The 18,238-nt window shown below is 63.2% G+C and carries 20 protein-coding genes and 1 pseudogene; 14 read left to right on the top strand and 7 right to left on the bottom strand.

Translation table 11 applies throughout. The features are described from left to right. Positions 1 to 8: 8 nt before the first annotated feature. The 3 genes from tnpB to E5P2_RS38210 all read right to left on the bottom strand — a co-directional run bounded on the left by tnpB (position 9) and on the right by E5P2_RS38210 (position 894). Positions 9 to 350, bottom strand: coding sequence for an IS66 family insertion sequence element accessory protein TnpB (tnpB, locus tag E5P2_RS29445; protein ID WP_014386445.1), 342 nt, complete (start codon positions 348 to 350; stop codon positions 9 to 11). After that, positions 347 to 688, bottom strand: a complete 342-nt coding sequence (gene tnpA, locus E5P2_RS29450; protein WP_014386446.1) for an IS66 family insertion sequence element accessory protein TnpA — start codon at positions 686 to 688, stop codon at positions 347 to 349. The genes tnpB and tnpA overlap by 4 nt, the downstream gene beginning before the upstream one ends. Before the next feature lie 83 nt (positions 689 to 771). Then, positions 772 to 894 (bottom strand): hypothetical protein, encoded by a 123-nt coding sequence (locus E5P2_RS38210; protein ID WP_015060607.1) that lies wholly within the window; start codon positions 892 to 894, stop codon positions 772 to 774. Positions 895 to 1,223: 329 nt separating this feature from the next. Here E5P2_RS38210 and E5P2_RS29455 point away from each other — a divergent pair, with 329 nt between their 5' ends. The 12 genes from E5P2_RS29455 to E5P2_RS29510 all read left to right on the top strand — a co-directional run bounded on the left by E5P2_RS29455 (position 1,224) and on the right by E5P2_RS29510 (position 13,146). After that, positions 1,224 to 2,705: a glutamine synthetase family protein gene (locus tag E5P2_RS29455; RefSeq protein WP_060710153.1), complete on the top strand. Its 1,482-nt coding sequence runs from the start codon at positions 1,224 to 1,226 to the stop codon at positions 2,703 to 2,705. 19 nt (positions 2,706 to 2,724) lie between these two features. Then, the gene (locus E5P2_RS29460) at positions 2,725 to 3,489 is read left to right on the top strand and encodes a type 1 glutamine amidotransferase (protein WP_060710154.1); all 765 of its coding nucleotides are present in this window, start codon (positions 2,725 to 2,727) and stop codon (positions 3,487 to 3,489) included. A 44-nt stretch (positions 3,490 to 3,533) separates the two neighbouring features. After that, a complete protein-coding gene (locus E5P2_RS29465) occupies positions 3,534 to 4,880 on the top strand; it encodes an aromatic ring-hydroxylating oxygenase subunit alpha (protein ID WP_162570825.1) in 1,347 nt (448 codons plus the stop codon). Continuing rightward, on the top strand, positions 4,877 to 5,521 hold the full coding sequence (locus tag E5P2_RS29470) for an aromatic-ring-hydroxylating dioxygenase subunit beta (RefSeq protein WP_014386451.1): 645 nt from the start codon (positions 4,877 to 4,879) through the stop codon (positions 5,519 to 5,521). The genes E5P2_RS29465 and E5P2_RS29470 overlap by 4 nt, the downstream gene beginning before the upstream one ends. A gap of 16 nt (positions 5,522 to 5,537) precedes the next feature. Next, positions 5,538 to 6,110, top strand: a complete 573-nt coding sequence (locus tag E5P2_RS29475) for an FAD-binding oxidoreductase (RefSeq protein WP_162570826.1) — start codon at positions 5,538 to 5,540, stop codon at positions 6,108 to 6,110. Between the two features lie 44 nt (positions 6,111 to 6,154). Then, positions 6,155 to 7,501: an aromatic ring-hydroxylating oxygenase subunit alpha gene (locus E5P2_RS29480; RefSeq protein ID WP_162570827.1), complete on the top strand. Its 1,347-nt coding sequence runs from the start codon at positions 6,155 to 6,157 to the stop codon at positions 7,499 to 7,501. Next, positions 7,498 to 8,142 carry an aromatic-ring-hydroxylating dioxygenase subunit beta gene (locus E5P2_RS29485; RefSeq protein ID WP_014386451.1) on the top strand — a complete coding sequence of 215 codons (645 nt, stop codon included), beginning with the start codon at positions 7,498 to 7,500 and terminating at the stop codon, positions 8,140 to 8,142. The genes E5P2_RS29480 and E5P2_RS29485 overlap by 4 nt, the downstream gene beginning before the upstream one ends. A gap of 16 nt (positions 8,143 to 8,158) precedes the next feature. Next, positions 8,159 to 9,166, top strand: a complete 1,008-nt coding sequence (locus E5P2_RS29490; RefSeq protein ID WP_014386263.1) for a ferredoxin--NADP reductase — start codon at positions 8,159 to 8,161, stop codon at positions 9,164 to 9,166. A 32-nt stretch (positions 9,167 to 9,198) separates the two neighbouring features. Continuing rightward, positions 9,199 to 10,116: a LysR family transcriptional regulator gene (locus tag E5P2_RS29495; RefSeq protein ID WP_015060643.1), complete on the top strand. Its 918-nt coding sequence runs from the start codon at positions 9,199 to 9,201 to the stop codon at positions 10,114 to 10,116. Between the two features lie 151 nt (positions 10,117 to 10,267). Beyond that, a complete protein-coding gene (gene istA / locus E5P2_RS29500) occupies positions 10,268 to 11,824 on the top strand; it encodes an IS21-like element IS1600 family transposase (protein ID WP_011255179.1) in 1,557 nt (518 codons plus the stop codon). After that, complete coding sequence (istB, locus tag E5P2_RS29505; RefSeq protein ID WP_011255145.1) at positions 11,814 to 12,608, top strand: IS21-like element IS1600 family helper ATPase IstB; 795 nt, start codon at positions 11,814 to 11,816, stop codon at positions 12,606 to 12,608. The genes istA and istB overlap by 11 nt, the downstream gene beginning before the upstream one ends. A gap of 37 nt (positions 12,609 to 12,645) precedes the next feature. Then, a complete protein-coding gene (locus E5P2_RS29510) occupies positions 12,646 to 13,146 on the top strand; it encodes an IclR family transcriptional regulator domain-containing protein (RefSeq protein ID WP_060710272.1) in 501 nt (166 codons plus the stop codon). A 128-nt stretch (positions 13,147 to 13,274) separates the two neighbouring features. Here E5P2_RS29510 and E5P2_RS29515 read toward each other — a convergent pair. The 4 genes from E5P2_RS29515 to E5P2_RS29525 all read right to left on the bottom strand — a co-directional run bounded on the left by E5P2_RS29515 (position 13,275) and on the right by E5P2_RS29525 (position 16,943). Then, positions 13,275 to 14,392 (bottom strand): IS3 family transposase gene (locus tag E5P2_RS29515; protein WP_419186584.1). Its coding sequence is split into 2 segments (ribosomal slippage): positions 13,275 to 14,140 and positions 14,140 to 14,392, totalling 1,119 coding nucleotides; the frame shifts between segments, so codons are not numbered across the junction. 111 nt (positions 14,393 to 14,503) lie between these two features. Continuing rightward, positions 14,504 to 15,484, bottom strand: coding sequence for a Bug family tripartite tricarboxylate transporter substrate binding protein (locus E5P2_RS29520; RefSeq protein WP_015060617.1), 981 nt, complete (start codon positions 15,482 to 15,484; stop codon positions 14,504 to 14,506). Between the two features lie 489 nt (positions 15,485 to 15,973). Next, positions 15,974 to 16,270 carry a LysR substrate-binding domain-containing protein gene (locus E5P2_RS38410; RefSeq protein WP_443083567.1) on the bottom strand — a complete coding sequence of 99 codons (297 nt, stop codon included), beginning with the start codon at positions 16,268 to 16,270 and terminating at the stop codon, positions 15,974 to 15,976. After that, positions 16,161 to 16,943, bottom strand: a complete 783-nt coding sequence (locus tag E5P2_RS29525) for a LysR substrate-binding domain-containing protein (protein WP_269475711.1) — start codon at positions 16,941 to 16,943, stop codon at positions 16,161 to 16,163. Before E5P2_RS29525 ends, E5P2_RS38410 begins: the two co-directional genes overlap by 110 nt. 343 nt (positions 16,944 to 17,286) lie before the next feature. Between E5P2_RS29525 and E5P2_RS29535 the strand changes: the two genes are divergently transcribed. Then, positions 17,287 to 17,820 carry a dioxygenase family protein gene (locus tag E5P2_RS29535; RefSeq protein ID WP_162570830.1) on the top strand — a complete coding sequence of 178 codons (534 nt, stop codon included), beginning with the start codon at positions 17,287 to 17,289 and terminating at the stop codon, positions 17,818 to 17,820. 119 nt (positions 17,821 to 17,939) lie between these two features. After that, positions 17,940 to 18,224, top strand: a pseudogene (locus E5P2_RS29540) (Rieske 2Fe-2S domain-containing protein); the annotation flags it as partial. Positions 18,225 to 18,238: the final 14 nt, after the last annotated feature.

An 18,238-nucleotide genomic window follows, 5' to 3' on the forward strand; every position in this document is an offset into this window, starting at 1 on the left:
GAGCGCATTCAGACCACCGTGATCGACTGCGGCTGCGCGCTGCCCAGGCGCTGCCACGGCAGGCCCGCGACGAGCCAGTCGAACTGCTCGCGCGTGAGTTGAAGTGACCCCGTGTCCTGGCGCGGCCAGGCGAAGCTGCCCGCTTGCAGCCGCCGGGTGCACAGCCACATGCCCGCGCCGTCGTAGACCAGCACCTTGAGCCGGTCGGCGCGGCGGTTGGCAAACACGTAGGCGTGGTGGGCTTGCGCGCCCAGCGCGAAGCCGCGCACCACTTGGGCCAACAGCGTGTCGATGCCCCCGCGCAGGTCGGCCGCGCCAAGCGCCAGCCAGATGACGTCGATGCGAATCATCGGCCGAACTCCCGCAGCAGCGAAGCGAGTTCACGCGTGTGCGCCAGCGGCCAATGCAGATCGAGCCGGGTGCCTCCCACGTTCAATTCGACGCGCACCGATGTCGATGCGGCACCAGGCGCCACGCGGGCGGCCACGAAGCCGCTCGGCCTGGCGGCTGGCGAGGGCTCAGGGCTGACGCCGTCGAGCCGCGCCTGCCAGCGCCGCGCATGTGCGCACCAGCTTTGCAGCGTTCCCGCTGGCACCCCGTTGGCCTCGGCCCATACCTGCGCCTTCTGGCCAGAGGCACGATACGCCGCCACTTGCTCCAGGCACCGTTCCATCTGCTGTCGATCCATGTCCACCTCGTCTCGTTCGTTGATTGCGAAGACCCGAGGTTCGCAGCTTCAACGGTGAGATGAAAGATGGGTTCGCGGAACGCTTACAGCGCATCGACCGTGTCGCTGATGAAGTAGGCCAGGTGCCCCGCAGGCAGCCAGTCCTGCAGCGATGCGGACAGCAGCATCTCTTGTTGCGGTTCGTAGGGGCGGTAACTTATGGCCATGCAGCTTGAACGCTCACTCATGTGCGCAGGTCATCAGGGGATTCCCTGCTTCTGCCGCCCACGCTCCTAGCCTGCCGCGTGGCTCCTAGCGTTGCCGTAGGGCTCGAAGTGGCGGGGGGTGGTTGAAAAAACCATTGCATCACTCGCATTTTTGCGAATAGGTTTCGCATGTTTTCCTTTCAGGTTCTCAGGAAATCAACATAATATTAATCTGCGACAAAGATCAATTGGCAAATTTAATGCGTGCTGAACTGATCTGGTGGCAGATGGTTGGGTAATTCGTTAATTCTAAACAACCGGCATCTATGCCGGAAAACCCGAAGACAAAAATGAGCCAGAAATTCATTGATCGGCACGGCTTGTGGTCCGACGCCCAGAAGGCGGCGGCCGTTGAAGTGCTGAAGAAAATCGAGCAGGACGGCATTCAGATGATTCGCCTCTCATGGCCGGATCAATATGGTCTGCTGCGCGGGAAAATGCTGTCGGTGGCAGCCTTGCGCTCCGCATTCGGCAGCGGCTCGGAAATCACCATGGCGCCCTTTTTCTTCGACACGGCCAGCGCCTTCGTGTTCAATCCCTTTTCCTCGGATGGCGGGCTTGGCAACCCGGAGTTGGCGGGCAGCCCTAACGTGGTGATGGTGCCCGACCCCACCACCTTCCGCGTGCTGCCCTGGGCTGATCGCACGGGCTGGATGCTGGCCGATCTGTACATGCGTAGCGGTCGGCCCTTCCCGCTGAGCCCGCGTGCCCTGTTGAAGAAAGCGCTGGGGCAGTTGGCGGATCTGGGCTATGACTTCCATGGTGGCCTGGAGGTGGAGTGGTACTTGACGCGCATCGTCGACCCCTGCCTGGAGCCCGAGACGCTGGGTGGCCCCGGCACACCGGCGGCACCGCCCAAGGTGATGCCGGTCGCCAAGGGCTACTCCTATCTGCTCGAAAATCACTTGGACGAGGTCGAACCCATCATGGCCGAGGTGCGCCAGCACCTGCTGACGCTGGGCATGCCGTTGCGCAGCATCGAGGATGAATGGGGGCCCAGCCAGATGGAGACCACCTTCGACGTCATGTCCGGCCTGGACATGGCCGACACCATGGTGTTGTTCCGCAACGCAGTCAAGCAAATCTGTCGGCGGCGCGGTTACCTTGCCAGTTTCATGTGCAAACCCAAGATTGAGGGTTTCTGTGCCTCGGGCTGGCATCTGCACCAGTCGCTGGCGGCGCGCGACTCCGGCGTCAATGCCTTCGTTCCGCAGACGGGCGAGCCGCTGTCGGCGCTGGGCCGGGCCTATGTCGGTGGCCTGCTCAAACATGCCTGTGCGGCCTCCAGCTTCACCACCCCCACGGTTAACGGCTACCGACGCCGACGCCCGTTCTCTCTGGCCCCGGATCGGGTGACCTGGGCCGAGGACAACCGCGCCGCCATGGCGCGCGTGATCGCCGCCCCAGAAGACTCAGCCAGCCGTGTGGAAAACCGGGTCGGCGAGCCGGCGGCCAACCCCTACCTGTATCTGGCCTCGCAGCTCTTCTCGGGGATCGATGGCATTCGTCGCCAACTCGATCCCGGCCCTCTGCAGGAAACGCCCTATGCCGCCGACGTTCCGATCCTGCCGCGCAACCTGGCCGAGGCGCTGGACGTGCTGGAGGGCTCCAGCTTCTTCCGCGAAGCCTTCGGCGAAGAGTTCATCCACTACTGGCTGCACCTGCGGCGCAGCGAATGGGCGCGCTTCGTGGCCGCCGAAGGCGCCGACGTGGACATGGCGGGCGACCCCGTCACCGACTGGGAGCATCGCGAGTACTTCGAACTGTTCTGAACTGAACCAGGTAACGCTCATGGACACCGTGAAGAAGAAATATGCCGTGCTCTGGTGCACTGAAGTACCCGGAGACGAGATCTTGCAGGAAAAAATGATCGCCACTTTCGGTCGCGCGGGCGGGCAGTGGGACGTGCTGGAACCCGCGCGCGACGGCTTCCTGGAGCGGGCGATGGGCTACGACGGCTACGTCATCAGCGGCAGCCCAATGTCGGTAGTGGACGATGCCGATTCGCTCCTGGTGAGCAACCTGCTGGCGCTGATTCGCCGCGTTAGCGACGAGGCAGGCTCACCCCTGATCGGGCTGTGCTTTGGCTCGCAGGCCATCGCGGCGGCCCTAGGTGGACGGGTTGCCAGGAACCCGTCAGGGCGCTTCAAGCTGGGGGTCGATGCCCTGCGCTGGGACCCCGTCGCCGTTGAGCTGCTGGGCGCGGCGCTGGCGCAAGCGCCCAGCGTGCTGGTGAAAAGCCACGGCGAATGCGTGGCGGCACTGCCGCCGGGCAGCGTCCTGCTGGCGTCGTCGCAGACCATCCCCCACGAGGTGTTCTTGGTGCAGGGCCGCATCTTGGGCATCCAGGGGCACCCCGAGGTGGACCGTCAGTTCCTGAAAGACAAGTTCATGGCCTACCACCGCGCGCTGTTCGACGACGAGCAGTGGGCGCACGTAGAACAGGAAGCCAGCCAGCCTCTGTCTCCCGACGCCGTCATCGCGCTGGGCCGCCGCTTACTGGACGAAGGCGCCCTGGCTCCCGCGGCTGTGCCCACGCTTACCGAAACAACATGAACTGAAGCCGCGATTTTCAGATTCAACCGAATTGCGAGAAAACGATGAAAGTAATTCATATTGCCGCCGTTCCGGCCGGGGAATCCGCCGCCGATGAATGGGACGACCTGGTGCAGCCAGACCGTGTACACCGCCGCGTCTATACCGACCCCGCCATCTTTGCCCGCGAAATGGACCATGTGTACGCCGCCAGCTGGGTGTACTTGGCCCATGAAAGCGAGATCCCCGAGCCCAACGATTTCCGGCAGGCCTGGCTGGGCACCCGCGAGGTCATCGTGACTCGCGACGAAGAGGGGCAAATTCGCGTGTTCTCCAACCGTTGCTCGCACCGCGGCGCAACCGTCTGCCGCGAGCACCAAGGAAACGCCGCCAACTTCACCTGCCCCTACCACGGCTGGCGTTTCGACAACCGAGGTCAGTTGTTCGGCATTCCCGGCAAGAACGCCTATGGCCCGGCCTTCAAGGCGCGCGACATGCACCTTGCGCGGCCTGCGCAGGTGGCGTCGTACAAGGGCTTCATCTTCGCTACCCTGAACTCCGAGGCGCCGCCCCTGGCCGAGCACCTCGGCAATGCCACACGCTATCTGGACGCCTGGATCGAGCACAATGGGGGCGCTCAGAACATCGTCTTGGCCGGCGCTCAGCGCTTTCGCGTCGGCTGCAACTGGAAACTGGTCTGGGACAACGCGGGCGACGGCTACCACGTGCCGTTCTCGCACCAGTCGCTGCTGGTGATGACCAAGGAACGCTACGGTGGCGGCGACATGGCCTACTTCGCCGACGCCGACCGCTCCCGCATGAGCAACAACGCGCTCGACAACGGGCATACGGTGGTCGACCAGCGTCCCGAGATGCACAGCAACTCCGCCTGGCGCGAGCAGCGCCCGCAGCCGGGGCGTGAGCCCTACGAGGCCCACGTGGCCGCCACCCACAGCCGCGATCAGGCCCAACGCGTGCTCGACACCACTGTCGGGGCGGGCATGAACCTCAACATCTTTCCCAATCTGGCGCTGATCGGCAACCAGGTGCAGGTGATCCAGCCTCTGGCGGTGGGCGAAACCTCGGTAAGCTGGCATGCCACCCGGCGCAGAGACGTGGACGCAGAGGTCAACACCATGCGCCTGCGCACGCAGGAGGATTTCCCCGTCATGGGCGAGATGGACGACGCCGCCAACTTCGAAGAGTGCCAACGCGGCCTTATGAACAGCCCCGAGGACGAATGGGTGGACATGGGTCGCCACTGGGAGACCGGCAAGGATGTGCCCGGTCCCGATGGCGTGGTCAGCGGCCCGGTGACCACAGAAATTCACATGCGCAACTACTACGCTCAGTGGAAGCGGCTGATGCAAGCCCGCCCGACGCTGCAAATGAACAAGGGGAAGCTGCCATGAACGCCGCCCAGGATCTGGCCCAAGCTGCCGCCGTTCCGGCCTACCGCCACCAGCCTCCCTCGCTCTACGTGGTGCCGGCGTTCTACGACTGGCTTCTCGCCGCTTCGGACGACCTGGCCCAGGCCGCCGTGCGCACCCAGGGCGCTGACGCCGCGCAAACGCAGCAGGTGGCACAACTACTGACACTGGAAGCTCGCCTGCTCGATCAGGGCTCGATGGACAAGACCGCCTACGAGCGCTGGCTGGCGTTGTATGGCGAGGAATGCGCCTATTGGGTGCCGGCGGGCGCGCCCGCGCCCGACCCGCGCCAATACGTCACCTTGGAATTCCACGACCGGCGCCGTCTGCTCGACCGTGTGAGCCGCCTGGGCACCGGGCTGGCCTTCTCGCAGTTCCCGACTTCGCGCACGGCGCGGCACTGGGGCGGACTGGAAGTGTGGCCCAGCCCGGACCGTGGCAATGAATGGCGCGCGCGCTACAGCTTCACTCTGGCCGAGTCACGCGAGGGCCACAACCGTGTGCTCGCGGGCTGGAACGGGTTCGTGCTGCGCCAGAGCGCCCAGGGGCTAGTCATCGTGCTCAAGCAGGTCAACCTGATCGACAGCGACTGCCTGCAGGGCAACAACTCGTTCTTTTTGTGAGGGGAGGTGGCAGCGCATGAAACTGGCACATTCTCTTACCGTCACCGCTGTTTCACCGCAAGGCAGCGACGCCATCCTGCTGAGCCTGGGCGTGGACGGCGGGCAGCGGCAGCGTTTTTCCTTCCAGTCTGGCCAGTACCTGACGCTTGCCGTCCCCGTGCAAGGCGATGAACATTGGCGCTGCTATTCGATCACCAGTGCGCCCGAGGATGGGCAGGCGATCAGCGTGCTGGGCGCGGCGCTGGCGCAAGCGCCCAGCGTGCTGGTGCAAAGCCACGGCGAATGCGTGGCGGCACTGCCGCCGGGCAGCGTCCTGCTGGCGTCGTCGCAGACCATCCCCCACGAGGTGTTCTTGGTGCAGGGCCGCATCTTGGGCATCCAGGGGCACCCCGAGGTGGACCGTCAGTTCCTGAAAGACAAGTTCATGGCCTACCACCGCGCGCTGTTCGACGACGAGCAGTGGGCGCACGTAGAACAGGAAGCCAGCCAGCCTCTGTCTCCCGACGCCGTCATCGCGCTGGGCCGCCGCTTACTGGACGAAGGCGCCCTGGCTCCCGCGGCTGTGCCCACGCTTACCGAAACAACATGAACTGAAGCCGCGATTTTCAGATTCAACCGAATTGCGAGAAAACGATGAAAGTAATTCATATTGCCGCCGTTCCGGCCGGGGAATCCGCCGCCGATGAATGGGACGACCTGGTGCAGCCAGACCGTGTACACCGCCGCGTCTATACCGACCCCGCCATCTTTGCCCGCGAAATGGACCATGTGTACGCCGCCAGCTGGGTGTACTTGGCCCATGAAAGCGAGATCCCCGAGCCCAACGATTTCCGGCAGGCCTGGCTGGGCACCCGCGAGGTCATCGTGACTCGCGACGAAGAGGGGCAAATTCGCGTGTTCTCCAACCGTTGCTCGCACCGCGGCGCAACCGTCTGCCGCGAGCACCAAGGAAACGCCGCCAACTTCACCTGCCCCTACCACGGCTGGCGTTTCGACAACCGAGGTCAGTTGTTCGGCATTCCCGGCAAGAACGCCTATGGCCCGGCCTTCAAGGCGCGCGACATGCACCTTGCGCGGCCTGCGCAGGTGGCGTCGTACAAGGGCTTCATCTTCGCTACCCTGAACTCCGAGGCGCCGCCCCTGGCCGAGCACCTCGGCAATGCCACACGCTATCTGGACGCCTGGATCGAGCACAATGGGGGCGCTCAGAACATCGTCTTGGCCGGCGCTCAGCGCTTTCGCGTCGGCTGCAACTGGAAACTGGTCTGGGACAACGCGGGCGACGGCTACCACGTGCCGTTCTCGCACCAGTCGCTGCTGGTGATGACCAAGGAACGCTACGGTGGCGGCGACATGGCCTACTTCGCCGACGCCGACCGCTCCCGCATGAGCAACAACGCGCTCGACAACGGGCATACGGTGGTCGACCAGCGTCCCGAGATGCACGCCAACTCCGCCTGGCGCGAGCAGCGCCCGCAGCCGGGGCGTGAGCCCTACGAGGCCCACGTGGCCGCCACCCACAGCCGCGATCAGGCCCAACGCGTGCTCGACACCACTGTCGGGGCGGGCATGAACCTCAACATCTTTCCCAATCTGGCGCTGATCGGCAACCAGGTGCAGGTGATCCAGCCTCTGGCGGTGGGCGAAACCTCGGTAAGCTGGCATGCCACCCGGCGCAGAGACGTGGACGCAGAGGTCAACACCATGCGCCTGCGCACGCAGGAGGATTTCCCCGTCATGGGCGAGATGGACGACGCCGCCAACTTCGAAGAGTGCCAACGCGGCCTTATGAACAGCCCCGAGGACGAATGGGTGGACATGGGTCGCCACTGGGAGACCGGCAAGGATGTGCCCGGTCCCGATGGCGTGGTCAGCGGCCCGGTGACCACAGAGATTCACATGCGCAACTACTACGCTCAGTGGAAGCGGCTGATGCAAGCCCGCCCGACGCTGCAAATGAACAAGGGGAAGCTGCCATGAACGCCGCCCAGGATCTGGCCCAAGCTGCCGCCGTTCCGGCCTACCGCCACCAGCCTCCCTCGCTCTACGTGGTGCCGGCGTTCTACGACTGGCTTCTCGCCGCTTCGGACGACCTGGCCCAGGCCGCCGTGCGCACCCAGGGCGCTGACGCCGCGCAAACGCAGCAGGTGGCACAACTACTGACACTGGAAGCTCGCCTGCTCGATCAGGGCTCGATGGACAAGACCGCCTACGAGCGCTGGCTGGCGTTGTATGGCGAGGAATGCGCCTATTGGGTGCCGGCGGGCGCGCCCGCGCCCGACCCGCGCCAATACGTCACCTTGGAATTCCACGACCGGCGCCGTCTGCTCGACCGTGTGAGCCGCCTGGGCACCGGGCTGGCCTTCTCGCAGTTCCCGACTTCGCGCACGGCGCGGCACTGGGGCGGACTGGAAGTGTGGCCCAGCCCGGACCGTGGCAATGAATGGCGCGCGCGCTACAGCTTCACTCTGGCCGAGTCACGCGAGGGCCACAACCGTGTGCTCGCGGGCTGGAACGGGTTCGTGCTGCGCCAGAGCGCCCAGGGGCTAGTCATCGTGCTCAAGCAGGTCAACCTGATCGACAGCGACTGCCTGCAGGGCAACAACTCGTTCTTTTTGTGAGGGGAGGTGGCAGCGCATGAAACTGGCACATTCTCTTACCGTCACCGCTGTTTCACCGCAAGGCAGCGACGCCATCCTGCTGAGCCTGGGCGTGGACGGCGGGCAGCGGCAGCGTTTTTCCTTCCAGTCTGGCCAGTACCTGACGCTTGCCGTCCCCGTGCAAGGCGATGAACATTGGCGCTGCTATTCGATCACCAGTGCGCCCGAGGATGGGCAGGCGATCAGCGTGCTGGTGCGCCGCGTGGCGGGTGGGCGCGTCTCCAATTGGCTGTGCGACCACGCGCGAGCGGGCCAACGATTGCAGGTGCTTCCGCCCGCCGGGCGCTTCACACTGGCGCGGCATGGCCAACCAGTGCTGTTGTATGCCGGCGGCAGTGGCATTGCGCCCATCTTCGCGCTGGCGCGCCAAGCGTTGCTGCAAGGCGCGCCCCAGGTACGGCTGTTCTACGCCTGCCGCGACCGAGCCACGGCCATGCTACTGGCTGAGTTGCAGGCGCTACAGGCGGGTAGCGGGCAGCGGCTGGAGATACGCCACTGGTATGACGCCGAACAGGGCCTGCCCACGCAGGCGCTGCTGGAGGCGCAGACCCAGGGCCTTGAGGCTGCTGACGCCTACCTTTGCGGCCCCGAGGCCTTCATGCACTCCGTTCTGGCTGCGCTGGCAGCGGCTGGGATCGAGCCCAGTCGCGTCTACCGCGAGGACTTCGGCGCTGCGCTGGAGGGCGCGGTGGAAACGGGCGCCGAGGGTCCCGACGCCGAGCTGACGGTTCAGCTCAAGGGGCAGACGCATACCGTGTCGGTGCGCGGCGGGCAATTCCTGCTGGGCGCCATGCTCGACGCCGGGCTGGCCGTCCCGCACGCTTGCCGGGTTGGCGAATGCGCCTCCTGCATGTGCCGCCTGGTGGACGGCGAGGTGCTGCGGCTCGACAGCTCGGTGCTGGACGAAGACGATGCTGCAGAAGGCTGGCTGCTGGCCTGCCGCACGCGCGCCGCCAGCGCCCAGGTGCGGCTGCGCTTTTCCTGAACCTGCAAGCCCCAGAAAGCCTGAAGCCATCGATGAAAGCATGCACCATGACCCGAGACGGCACCACCACACCTCCATGGGACCTGATCCGCGCCTTCCTCGCGCTGGAGCGCCACGGGAGCTACGAAGTTGCAGCCGACATGGAAGGCATCGACGACTCCACCCTGCGCCGGCGCATCCGGGTGCTGGAGCAGCGCTTCGGTCGCACTCTGTTCGTGCGCAGCGAGGCCGGCTGGAAAGCCTCGGCCGACCTGCACGCGCTGGTCAGCGCTGCCCAGCACATGGAAGAGGCGGCGCGCAGCTTCTCTCAGAATCACCAGGAAGGCGCGGGCGTGGTGCGCATCAGCCTGATGGACGTGTTCGCCAAGCGCTTTGCGCCAGTATTCGTCGCGCTGGGGGAGAAATTTCCTCGGCTGCTGCTCAACATCACCACCGAGACGCACTTCGTCAATCTGGAGCAAGACCAGGTGGACATCGCCGTGCGGCTAGCACGGCCTGTGCGCAACAGCAATTCCCTGCGCGTACGCAAGATCGGTGCGGTGGCCGTGGGCGCTTACGCCAGCCGCGCGTACCTGGCGCGCCACGACACGAGTGCGTCAAATCCCGCGTTTGTCGACGACCACGACCTTCTGGCCATGAACTTGCAGTTCTTCCACCAGGATCACAACTTCACCTACGCCAACCTGGACTGGGCCAAGTTCGGCCTGACGGGCAAGGTGCGCGTGCAGTCGGACAGCTTCGTGCCCATGGCGCACCTGTGCGCGCTGGGCCACGGCGTGGCGCTGCTGCCCAAGTTCGTTGCCGCTGACTATCCCGAACTGGTGCCGTACCCCGAAAAGCTCTTCTTCGAAACGGAGCTGTGGCTGGTCAGCCGCTTTGACTTGCTGGCAGCTTGGCAGCGCGAATTGGCCGACAGGCTGCAGGAAGAAATGGCGACATGGCCTCAATGACCTCGCTCCCTGTCCTGACCACCAGCCCGCGCTTGGCGGCGCTGCCGGTCACTATCGCCAACGTTGGCCTCAGCTTAACCCGGTAATTTCCGTCTAAAACTGATCCACGTAACAACCCTAACCTGCTGATTTTTTCGGCAGGAGCATAGGAGTGATTGACGTGGCAACATTAAGTGTCATCAGACGCTGGGCCCTGCGCGAGCAGTTGTCCATCCGAGAGATCGCCCGGCGCACCGGCCTGTCTCGCAACACCATCAAGAAGTACCTGCGCGCGGGTGTGGCGGAGCCGCACTACCCTCGGCGCATCAGTCCGAGCCAGCTCGATCCCTACGCCGAGAAGCTCTCAGGCTGGCTCAAGAGCGAAGCGGGCAAGTCGCGCAAGCAGCGGCGCACCGTGAAGCAACTCCACGCCGACCTGTCCGCCCTGGGCTACCCAGGCTCATACGGCCGGGTAGCCGCCTTCGCCCGAGTCTGGCAGCAGCAACGTCAGGAAGCGCAGCAGACCACCGGCCGAGGCACCTTCGTGCCGCTGGCCTTCGGTCCTGGCGAAGCGTTCCAATTCGACTGGAGCGAAGACTGGGCCGTCATCGGCGGCGAGCGCACCAAGCTGCAGGTAGCCCACTTCAAGCTCAGCCACAGTCGCGCCTTCACCGTGCGGGCTTATCCGCTGCAAACCCACGAGATGCTGTTCGATGCGCACAACCATGCCTTCGCGGTGTTGGGTGGCATTCCCCGGCGCGGTATCTACGACAACATGCGCACCGCCGTGGACAAGGTGCGCCGGGGCAAGGAGCGCGACGTCAACGCCCGTTTCAGCGCCATGGTCAGCCACTACCTGTTCGAGGCCGAGTTCTGCAATCCGGCCTCGGGCTGGGAGAAAGGGCAGGTGGAGAAGAACGTGCGTGATGCGCGTCACCGGCTGTGGCAACCCGTGCCGGCGTTTCCAACCCTGGCCGAACTCAACGAGTGGCTGGAGAACCGCTGCAAGACCTTGTGGCGCGAGATCGTCCACGGCAAGCTGCCAGGCACGGTGGCCGATGTCTGGGAGCAGGAGCGGCCCACCCTGATGCCGATGCCGCGCCCCTTCGACGGCTTCGTCGAACACACCAAGCGGGTCTCGCCCACCTGCCTGGTGCACTTCGAGCGCAACCGCTACAGCGTGCCGGCCTCCTACGCCAACCGGCCGGTGAGTCTGCGGGTCTACGCCGAGCGGCTGGTGGTCGCCGCCGAAGGTCAGATCTTGTGCGAGCACACGCGCCTCATCGACCGGCGCCACGACGTCGGTGGTCGGACCGTCTACGACTGGCGTCACTACCTGGCGGTGCTGCAGCGCAAGCCCGGTGCCTTGCGCAACGGTGCTCCGTTCGCCGAACTGCCGCCAGCCTTCAAACGGCTGCAGGCCATGTTGCTGCGCCAATCGGGTGGCGACCGGGAGATGGTGGAGATCCTGGCCCTGGTTCTGCACCACGATGAACAGGCCGTGCTGGCCGCCGTGGAGCTGGCCTTGGAAGCTGGCGTGCCGACCAAGACCCATGTGCTGAACGTGCTGCATCGTTTGCTGGAAGGGGAGCCGGCGCCTGCGGCGCCGGTGACGGCACCACAGGCCCTGCGCTTGGTCAACGAACCTCAAGCCAACGTGCTGCGCTACGACCAGTTGCGCCGCCCCGCGGCTGCCCGCACAGCCCAGGAGGTGCGTCATGCGTCATGACCCTGCCAGCGGCGCCATCGTGATCATGCTGCGAGAGCTCAAGATGTATGGCATGGCCCAGGCCGTGGCCGAGCTGACCGCACAAGGGGCACCGGCGTTCGAGGCGGCACAACCCATCCTGGCCCAACTGCTCAAGGCGGAAACCGCCGAGCGCGAGGTGCGCTCCGTGGCCTACCAATTGAAGGTGGCCCGTTTCCCTGTGTACCGGGACTTGGCCGGTTTCGACTTCGCCCACAGCGAAGTCAATGAGGCGCTGGCGCGGCAGTTGCACCGTTGCGAGTTTCTGGAGGAGGCCAACAATGTGGTGTTGGTCGGGGGCCCGGGCACTGGTAAGACCCACCTGGCCACGGCGCTCGGTGTGCAGGCCATCGAGCATCATCACCGGCGAGTCCGGTTCTTCTCCACGGTCGAACTGGTCAATGCGCTGGAGGTCGAGAAGGCGCAGGGCAAGTCGGGACAGATCGCCACCCGGCTCATGTACGCCGATCTGGTGATCCTCGACGAACTGGGTTATCTGCCATTCAGCGCGTCCGGTGGGGCCTTGCTGTTCCACCTGCTGTCCAAGCTTTACGAACGCACCAGCGTCGTGATCACGACCAACCTGAGCTTCAGCGAATGGGCGTCGGTGTTCGGTGATGCGAAGATGACGACGGCGCTGTTGGACCGGCTTACGCACCACTGCCATATCCTGGAAACTGGCAACGACAGCTTCCGATTCAAGAACAGCTCGGCGCTGCCGGCACAATCCAAGAAGGAGAAAACCAAGAACTTATCCACACCGTGAGCCTTCCAGGCTTGCAAAAAGGGTGGATCAAGATTCGATGGAAATGCCGGCTCAGGGTTGCATGGAAATTAACACGTGCGGTTTGAATGTTCGCGTGGGGGATGTTGTGGAGCGTGTGCACGGTGTGACGGCGTCGCGAGGACTCGCGATGCACGAGGGGGTGCGTGCGCCGCTGTACGCAAGCTCCTCCGGCAAACTCGTATTAGCGTTTCTCGATGCGAAGGAGCTGGAGGAATACTTGGCGCGCGTCGAGTTGCGACCGATTGCAAGGCGGTCGGTGAGATCGGTGGGAGAGCTGCATCGGCAGGTGCTGAGTGTGAGGGCGGAGGGGGTGGCGTACTCGCAGGACGAGTTTACGAATGGTGTTGTCGGTTTCTCTGCACCGGTATTCAATGTCCATCTCAAAATGATCGCCTGTCTCGGCCTAGCTGTTCCGACAAGCATCTTCGAGCCCAAGAAGCTAGCGCTGACAAAATTGTTGAAAGCGACGGCGCAAGCGGTGACGGGGCGCATCTCTTCGAGCACCCGCGTTCCTTAGCCTACGTCACCGCGTGTCTCACGCTTGCATGTCGCAACGCAACTTCAGTGACCTTGCCCCCGAAAAACGTATCCCTTGCTGAGTGTTTGAATACAAGCAAGTGACGTCTCCCCCTTATCCGGTCACTTCTAAACTGGAATCGGGCGGCTTCCGGCTTGTTGATCTGACCTCTTTTTGACGAACTCACTCGGGGTCAGGTGGCCGAGAGAGCCATGCGGCCGGTGATGGTTGTAGTCATGCTGCCAAGCCTTCAACTTCTCACGCGCATCCTGCATCGTAATGAACTCGTTGACGTTCAGGAACTCGTCGCGCAAGCGACCGTTGAATGACTCGATCAGCCCATTGTCCGTGGGCTTTCCGGGTCTCGTGTAGTCGAGTTTCACGCCTCTGCGCCATGCCCATTCATCGAGCGCCTTGGAGGTGAACTCCGTGCCGTTGTCCACCGTGATCGCCTTGGGCCATCCACGCTGCAGCGCAGCCTCGTCCAGGACCTTCCCGACGCATCGACCTGTGAGCCGGAAGTCGGCCTCTAGAGACACGCTCTCGCGACTCCACTGATCGATCACCGTGAGCACACGGAATGCCCGGCCATCGAGCATCTGGTCGTGTACAAAGTCCATGCTCCAGTGCTGGTTCGGTCCTGTGGCTGGCGTCGCTCGACCGCGCTGCAGGCTGATGCGCTTGCGGCGTTTGACCTTCATGCGAAGCTGCAAGCCTTCCAGCCGGTACAGGCGATAGACGCGCTTCTTGCCGACCGACCAACCCTCGCGCTTGAGCATCACCAGCACGCGCAAATACCCGAAACGTGGACGATCCATCGCAATCTCCCGAATGCGCAGGCGCAGCGCGCTTTGATCGCGTGCCTCGCTCTTCTGATACCAAACCGACGGGCGCAGCAACGCCAGACGGCACGACCGCCGCACACTCACCTCGTAGCGCTCCTGCATCCAGGCTGCCAGCTCGCGCCGCTTGGCAGCCTTCAGAGCTTTTTTCTAACGACCTCCTGCAGGATCTGCTTGTCCAGCGTCAGGTCAGCCACGATGCGCTTCAAGCGGGCGTTCTCGTCCTCGAGCATCTTGAGCCGCTTGAGCTCGGTGACGCCCAGGTCGCCGAACTTCTTCTTCCACGTGTAGTACGTCGCTTCGGACACGCCGATCTGGCGACACACATCGATGACGGGTGTGCCCGACTCGGCCAGTCGCAGCGCGTAGGCGATCTGCTCTTCCGAAAATCTCGACCTCTTCATTGCTTCTCCTTGCACCCCTTCGGGGCTGCCGGAAAGCAACCGTACCTCTAGTTTTAAAAAGTCCGGAAATCGGGGGGAACGTCACTGGGCCTCCGTTCCGCCCGACTGGGGTCACTCGGGTCTCGCTCCGGAGAGCCTCACAGCCTCCGCCCACTTAACGCGTTCGGCGCGCATAAACGCTCCGAAATCCGATCCTTCCAACAAGCGCACCTCGTGTCCCGAATCCACCAGCGCGCTTAGCACACGCGGGGTTTGCAGTGCGCTCTTGACTGCAGAGCGGAGCTTCGTCTGGGCTTCTGCTGGCGTCGCGCGTGGGGCGACCAGCCCGTACCAAGCCGTCCCACTGATGTCGATTCCCTTCATTTCGAGCAACGTTGGAACGTCTGGTGCGACGGCAAGCCGGCTCGCGGAGGTAACCGCCAATGCCTTCAGTCGCCCCGACCGAAGGTGTGGAAGGACTGAAGCAGTGGTGAAAATTGTCATCGGGGCGTGGCCGCCGAGAACCAGCGTAATCGGGTCCTTGTCGGGCACATGTATCAGCCTGATTCCGGCGCGGGCAGCTAGTAGCTCACCAAGCAGGTGTCCCGTGCTACCGACTGTGGCTGAGGTGTATGCAAGCCCACCAGGGGCCCTGCGGGCCGCAACGACCAGATCCCCCATGGACGTGATGCCTGTAGAGGGGTTTACCGCAATCACGTTGGGCGCTTCGGCCATCAGAGAGATCGGGCTGAAGTCAGCGTCGACGTCGAAGGGGAGTTGGCGATAGAGTGCCGTGTTGATGGCGAAGTTGGGAGTCGAAGCAACAACAAGGGTGTAGCCGTCAGGCTCCGCCTTAGCAGCTACTCCCGTACCCAGATTGCCCGTAGCGCCGGGGCGGTTTTCTACGATCACGGCTTGCCCGAGTGAGGTCGCCATAGCCTCTGCGACGCGGCGCGTTATGAGGTCAGCTGATGCGCCGGCTCCAAACGGGACGATGATTTTGATGGATCGGCTCGGATAGGAGGCCTGCGCCCATGAGGCGCCGTTGGCCATGCAGGCGAAAGAAAGACCTGCGAGCACGGAACGGCGGCGCATTGAGCTGGGTGGATTCAAGACGTTCTCCAAACAACGATCCACCCGACTTTAGGCTCTCCGCAATGCGCAGGCCAATACCTTTTCAGGCACGGCGCCATACCGGAGGCCGGCACCCACGGGGACAGTCGTTCCGCCGGAACTACTGAGGTACGCAGGTCTACGTGGCGGACTGAAATCGCTCGACGGCGGCAGCTGGAACGGCAGCGGTCGAATGCATCTCGAGACGTGCAGAGCCCCACAGGTTCGAAGATCGGATGACGCCACTGGCTTCGATCCAAGCGCATCCGACCGGGGCGCGCAGCTGGACTTCACTGCGTCCGGCTGCCTTGAGATTCGGCGCTCAGAGTGGGCTCTCGTGGCGAGAGGGTCGCTCGCCCTCTAAACAGCGACGCGACCCATGCCCTGCCACGCGTGCAGCCCTTCGGGTCCGACGCTCTAGCAGTCGGCCGGCATTGAAAATCTACATTCAATACCGGCGAATGGGGCGTTGAACATACGCCGCAGAGGTCAAATGTTGGCCTTACGACGGCCTCGACTGTCGTGACCGAGCTCGACCAATCGACTTTGCTCCTCGAACGCGTTGTTATTCAGTGCGTTCAGATTCAAGGCGCGCACCACAGCTAGAAAACCGGAGAGAAGTGGCCTCTGGTCGTTCCTTCGGTAGACGCAGCACAGGCTACTTGTGGGCTCAGGATCAGTGACTTTGAGAAAAGCAACCCGCGGTAGACGGATATTGACTGTGGATATTGGGACTAGTGCGATGCCTACTCCGCCGGATACTAGAGCGAGGCAAGCCCATGGGATCTTCCGTTTCCTGAACGATGCGAGGTGTGAACCCCGCCTGATCGCAAAAGAGCATGACCTCATCGGCAAAGCTTGGACGAGACGCCGCAGGGTAGACGATCATGCACTCATCTCGCAGGGCCGACATGGGCACGACGGTGCGGTTGGCCAATGGGTGCGTCGACGGCACCGCAAGTACCACCGGCTCGCTCACCACCACCTCTGATGCGATGTCCGGTTCGTCTCGATAATAGCGGGCAAACCCGATGTCAAGCCACCCATCGCGCAGAGCTCGGATTTGCCGATCCTTCGTCATATGGGATAGACGAACTGTGACGCGGGGCTGCGCGTCACGATAAGCACCGATCAGATGAGGGATGGTACCGAAGATCACGGAGCCGTAATAGGCGACTTCGAGGTGGCCAAAGTCGCCCTTTGCAGCACGACGCGATCTTTCGACAGCGTCACTTGTTATCCGCAGAGCCTTGTTTGCACCCTCCAAAAAGACCTCCCCCGCTGCGGTCAGCTCGACGCCGGTCGTGGTTCGATCAAATAGCTGAGCACCGACCTGTTCCTCGAGCTGCTTGATGAGGCGCGACAGCGGCGGCTGAGAGATATGAAGTCTGAGCGAGGCGCGACGGAAGCTGCGCTCCTCCGCGACGGTCACAAAATAACGAAGGTGGCGTAGCTCCATACCTAATTATGACTTAGTGCTGCCCTCGCGATACCTTTCTGGTCATCGCGATGACAAAGATGGTATTGGATTGAATCGCCCCTGCCCGGTAGATTCTGCATTCGTTCACCCACTACGACAGGAGACAAGAATATGGCAAACCGGGCAGAGACAGTGATCGGCGAGATCGTCAAGGCGGTCCGCGAAGTTCTGAAGCGCCACGATGTAACCTTTGAAGAATACCGCGCTGGCGTGGGCTTCCTCATGCAGTACGCAAAGCTCCGGAATACGAAATCCCTTGGTGTGCGATCTCTGGTTCAACGCAACCATTACGGACAACGAGATGAACCACCGGAGGGGCTCCGTGACAAACGTGGAGGGCCCCTATTTTCTAGAGTCCATTCCAACGATCACAGATCGGATCAAGTCACGTGGGGATGGCGGCGAGGAGTTGATCATTGAGGGGAAGGTCGTTGACTTGGCGGGCAAGCCAATCGAAGGTGCCGAGCTGTTTATCTGGCACTCCGACCACGAAGGGTACTACAGCGGATATAGCGAAGAGTTTCCGCCGGATTTCTATCGCGGCAAGAAGATCATCGACTCGACCGGGGCTTTCAACATTCGTACCGTGCTGCCAGTGCCTTACATGATTCCCCACGAGGGCCCCAGCGGCAAGATGCTGGAGCTGATGGGTCGCCATCCATGGCGACCCGCGCACGTGCACTTCAAGATCCGCGCGCAGGGCTTTTTGGAGCATACAACGCAGGCCTACTTCGCGGATGAGAAGTGGGTCGACAGTGACTGCGTCGAGGCTGTGCGCCCCGCCTTGATTCACAAGCTGCAAGAACGGGGGGGCGTCAAGGTCCTCAAGAAGGATTTCGTTCTCGATCCGGTCTGAACTTTTGCGCATCACTGAATCCCGACGCGCAAGACTGGCAGCAGGCTTGCCGCGTTTGCAAAAAGCTCTGGTGACGCGATCTGGCCCTTGGCCTGATCGCCTAATTGAGGAACGTAGAGATGGATATCAAGCCCGTGACCTTCCCAACACATGATGGGACCCGTGTGCCTTTGGACGTATACCGTTCCCAAGAGGTTTACGAACTCGAACTACAACGCATCTATCGCGGGCCAACCTGGAGTTTCGTGGCCTTGGAGGCCGAGATCCCGCAGCCCGGAGATTTCAAGTCCACGTTCGTGGGCGACACGCCGGTAGTTGTAACGCGCACAAAAGAGGGAAAGCTCAGCGTCTGGGTCAACCGCTGCGCGCACCGCGGCGCGGCGGTCTGTCGCAAGGCGCGTGGAACCAAGGGATTGCG

Origin of the sequence: Variovorax sp. SRS16 (genome assembly GCF_901827165.1) — a bacterium.
Classification (GTDB): domain Bacteria; phylum Pseudomonadota; class Gammaproteobacteria; order Burkholderiales; family Burkholderiaceae_C; genus Variovorax.

What these genes read in the sequence shown, in the direction of transcription:
- E5P2_RS29495 (WP_015060643.1), top strand. Translation starts at nt 9,199, where the DNA reads ATGAAAGCATGCACCATGACCCGAGACGGCACCACCACACCTCCATGG.
- istB (WP_011255145.1), top strand. Translation starts at nt 11,814, where the DNA reads ATGCGTCATGACCCTGCCAGCGGCGCCATCGTGATCATGCTGCGAGAG.
- E5P2_RS29470 (WP_014386451.1), top strand. Translation starts at nt 4,877, where the DNA reads ATGAACGCCGCCCAGGATCTGGCCCAAGCTGCCGCCGTTCCGGCCTAC.
- E5P2_RS29485 (WP_014386451.1), top strand. Translation starts at nt 7,498, where the DNA reads ATGAACGCCGCCCAGGATCTGGCCCAAGCTGCCGCCGTTCCGGCCTAC.
- E5P2_RS29490 (WP_014386263.1), top strand. Translation starts at nt 8,159, where the DNA reads ATGAAACTGGCACATTCTCTTACCGTCACCGCTGTTTCACCGCAAGGC.
- E5P2_RS29460 (WP_060710154.1), top strand. Translation starts at nt 2,725, where the DNA reads ATGGACACCGTGAAGAAGAAATATGCCGTGCTCTGGTGCACTGAAGTA.
- E5P2_RS29465 (WP_162570825.1), top strand. Translation starts at nt 3,534, where the DNA reads ATGAAAGTAATTCATATTGCCGCCGTTCCGGCCGGGGAATCCGCCGCC.
- E5P2_RS38210 (WP_015060607.1), bottom strand. Translation starts at nt 894, where the DNA reads ATGGCCATAAGTTACCGCCCCTACGAACCGCAACAAGAGATGCTGCTG.
- tnpA (WP_014386446.1), bottom strand. Translation starts at nt 688, where the DNA reads ATGGATCGACAGCAGATGGAACGGTGCCTGGAGCAAGTGGCGGCGTAT.
- E5P2_RS29455 (WP_060710153.1), top strand. Translation starts at nt 1,224, where the DNA reads ATGAGCCAGAAATTCATTGATCGGCACGGCTTGTGGTCCGACGCCCAG.
- E5P2_RS29525 (WP_269475711.1), bottom strand. Translation starts at nt 16,943, where the DNA reads ATGGAGCTACGCCACCTTCGTTATTTTGTGACCGTCGCGGAGGAGCGC.
- E5P2_RS29475 (WP_162570826.1), top strand. Translation starts at nt 5,538, where the DNA reads ATGAAACTGGCACATTCTCTTACCGTCACCGCTGTTTCACCGCAAGGC.
- E5P2_RS29510 (WP_060710272.1), top strand. Translation starts at nt 12,646, where the DNA reads ATGGAAATGCCGGCTCAGGGTTGCATGGAAATTAACACGTGCGGTTTG.
- E5P2_RS29480 (WP_162570827.1), top strand. Translation starts at nt 6,155, where the DNA reads ATGAAAGTAATTCATATTGCCGCCGTTCCGGCCGGGGAATCCGCCGCC.
- tnpB (WP_014386445.1), bottom strand. Translation starts at nt 350, where the DNA reads ATGATTCGCATCGACGTCATCTGGCTGGCGCTTGGCGCGGCCGACCTG.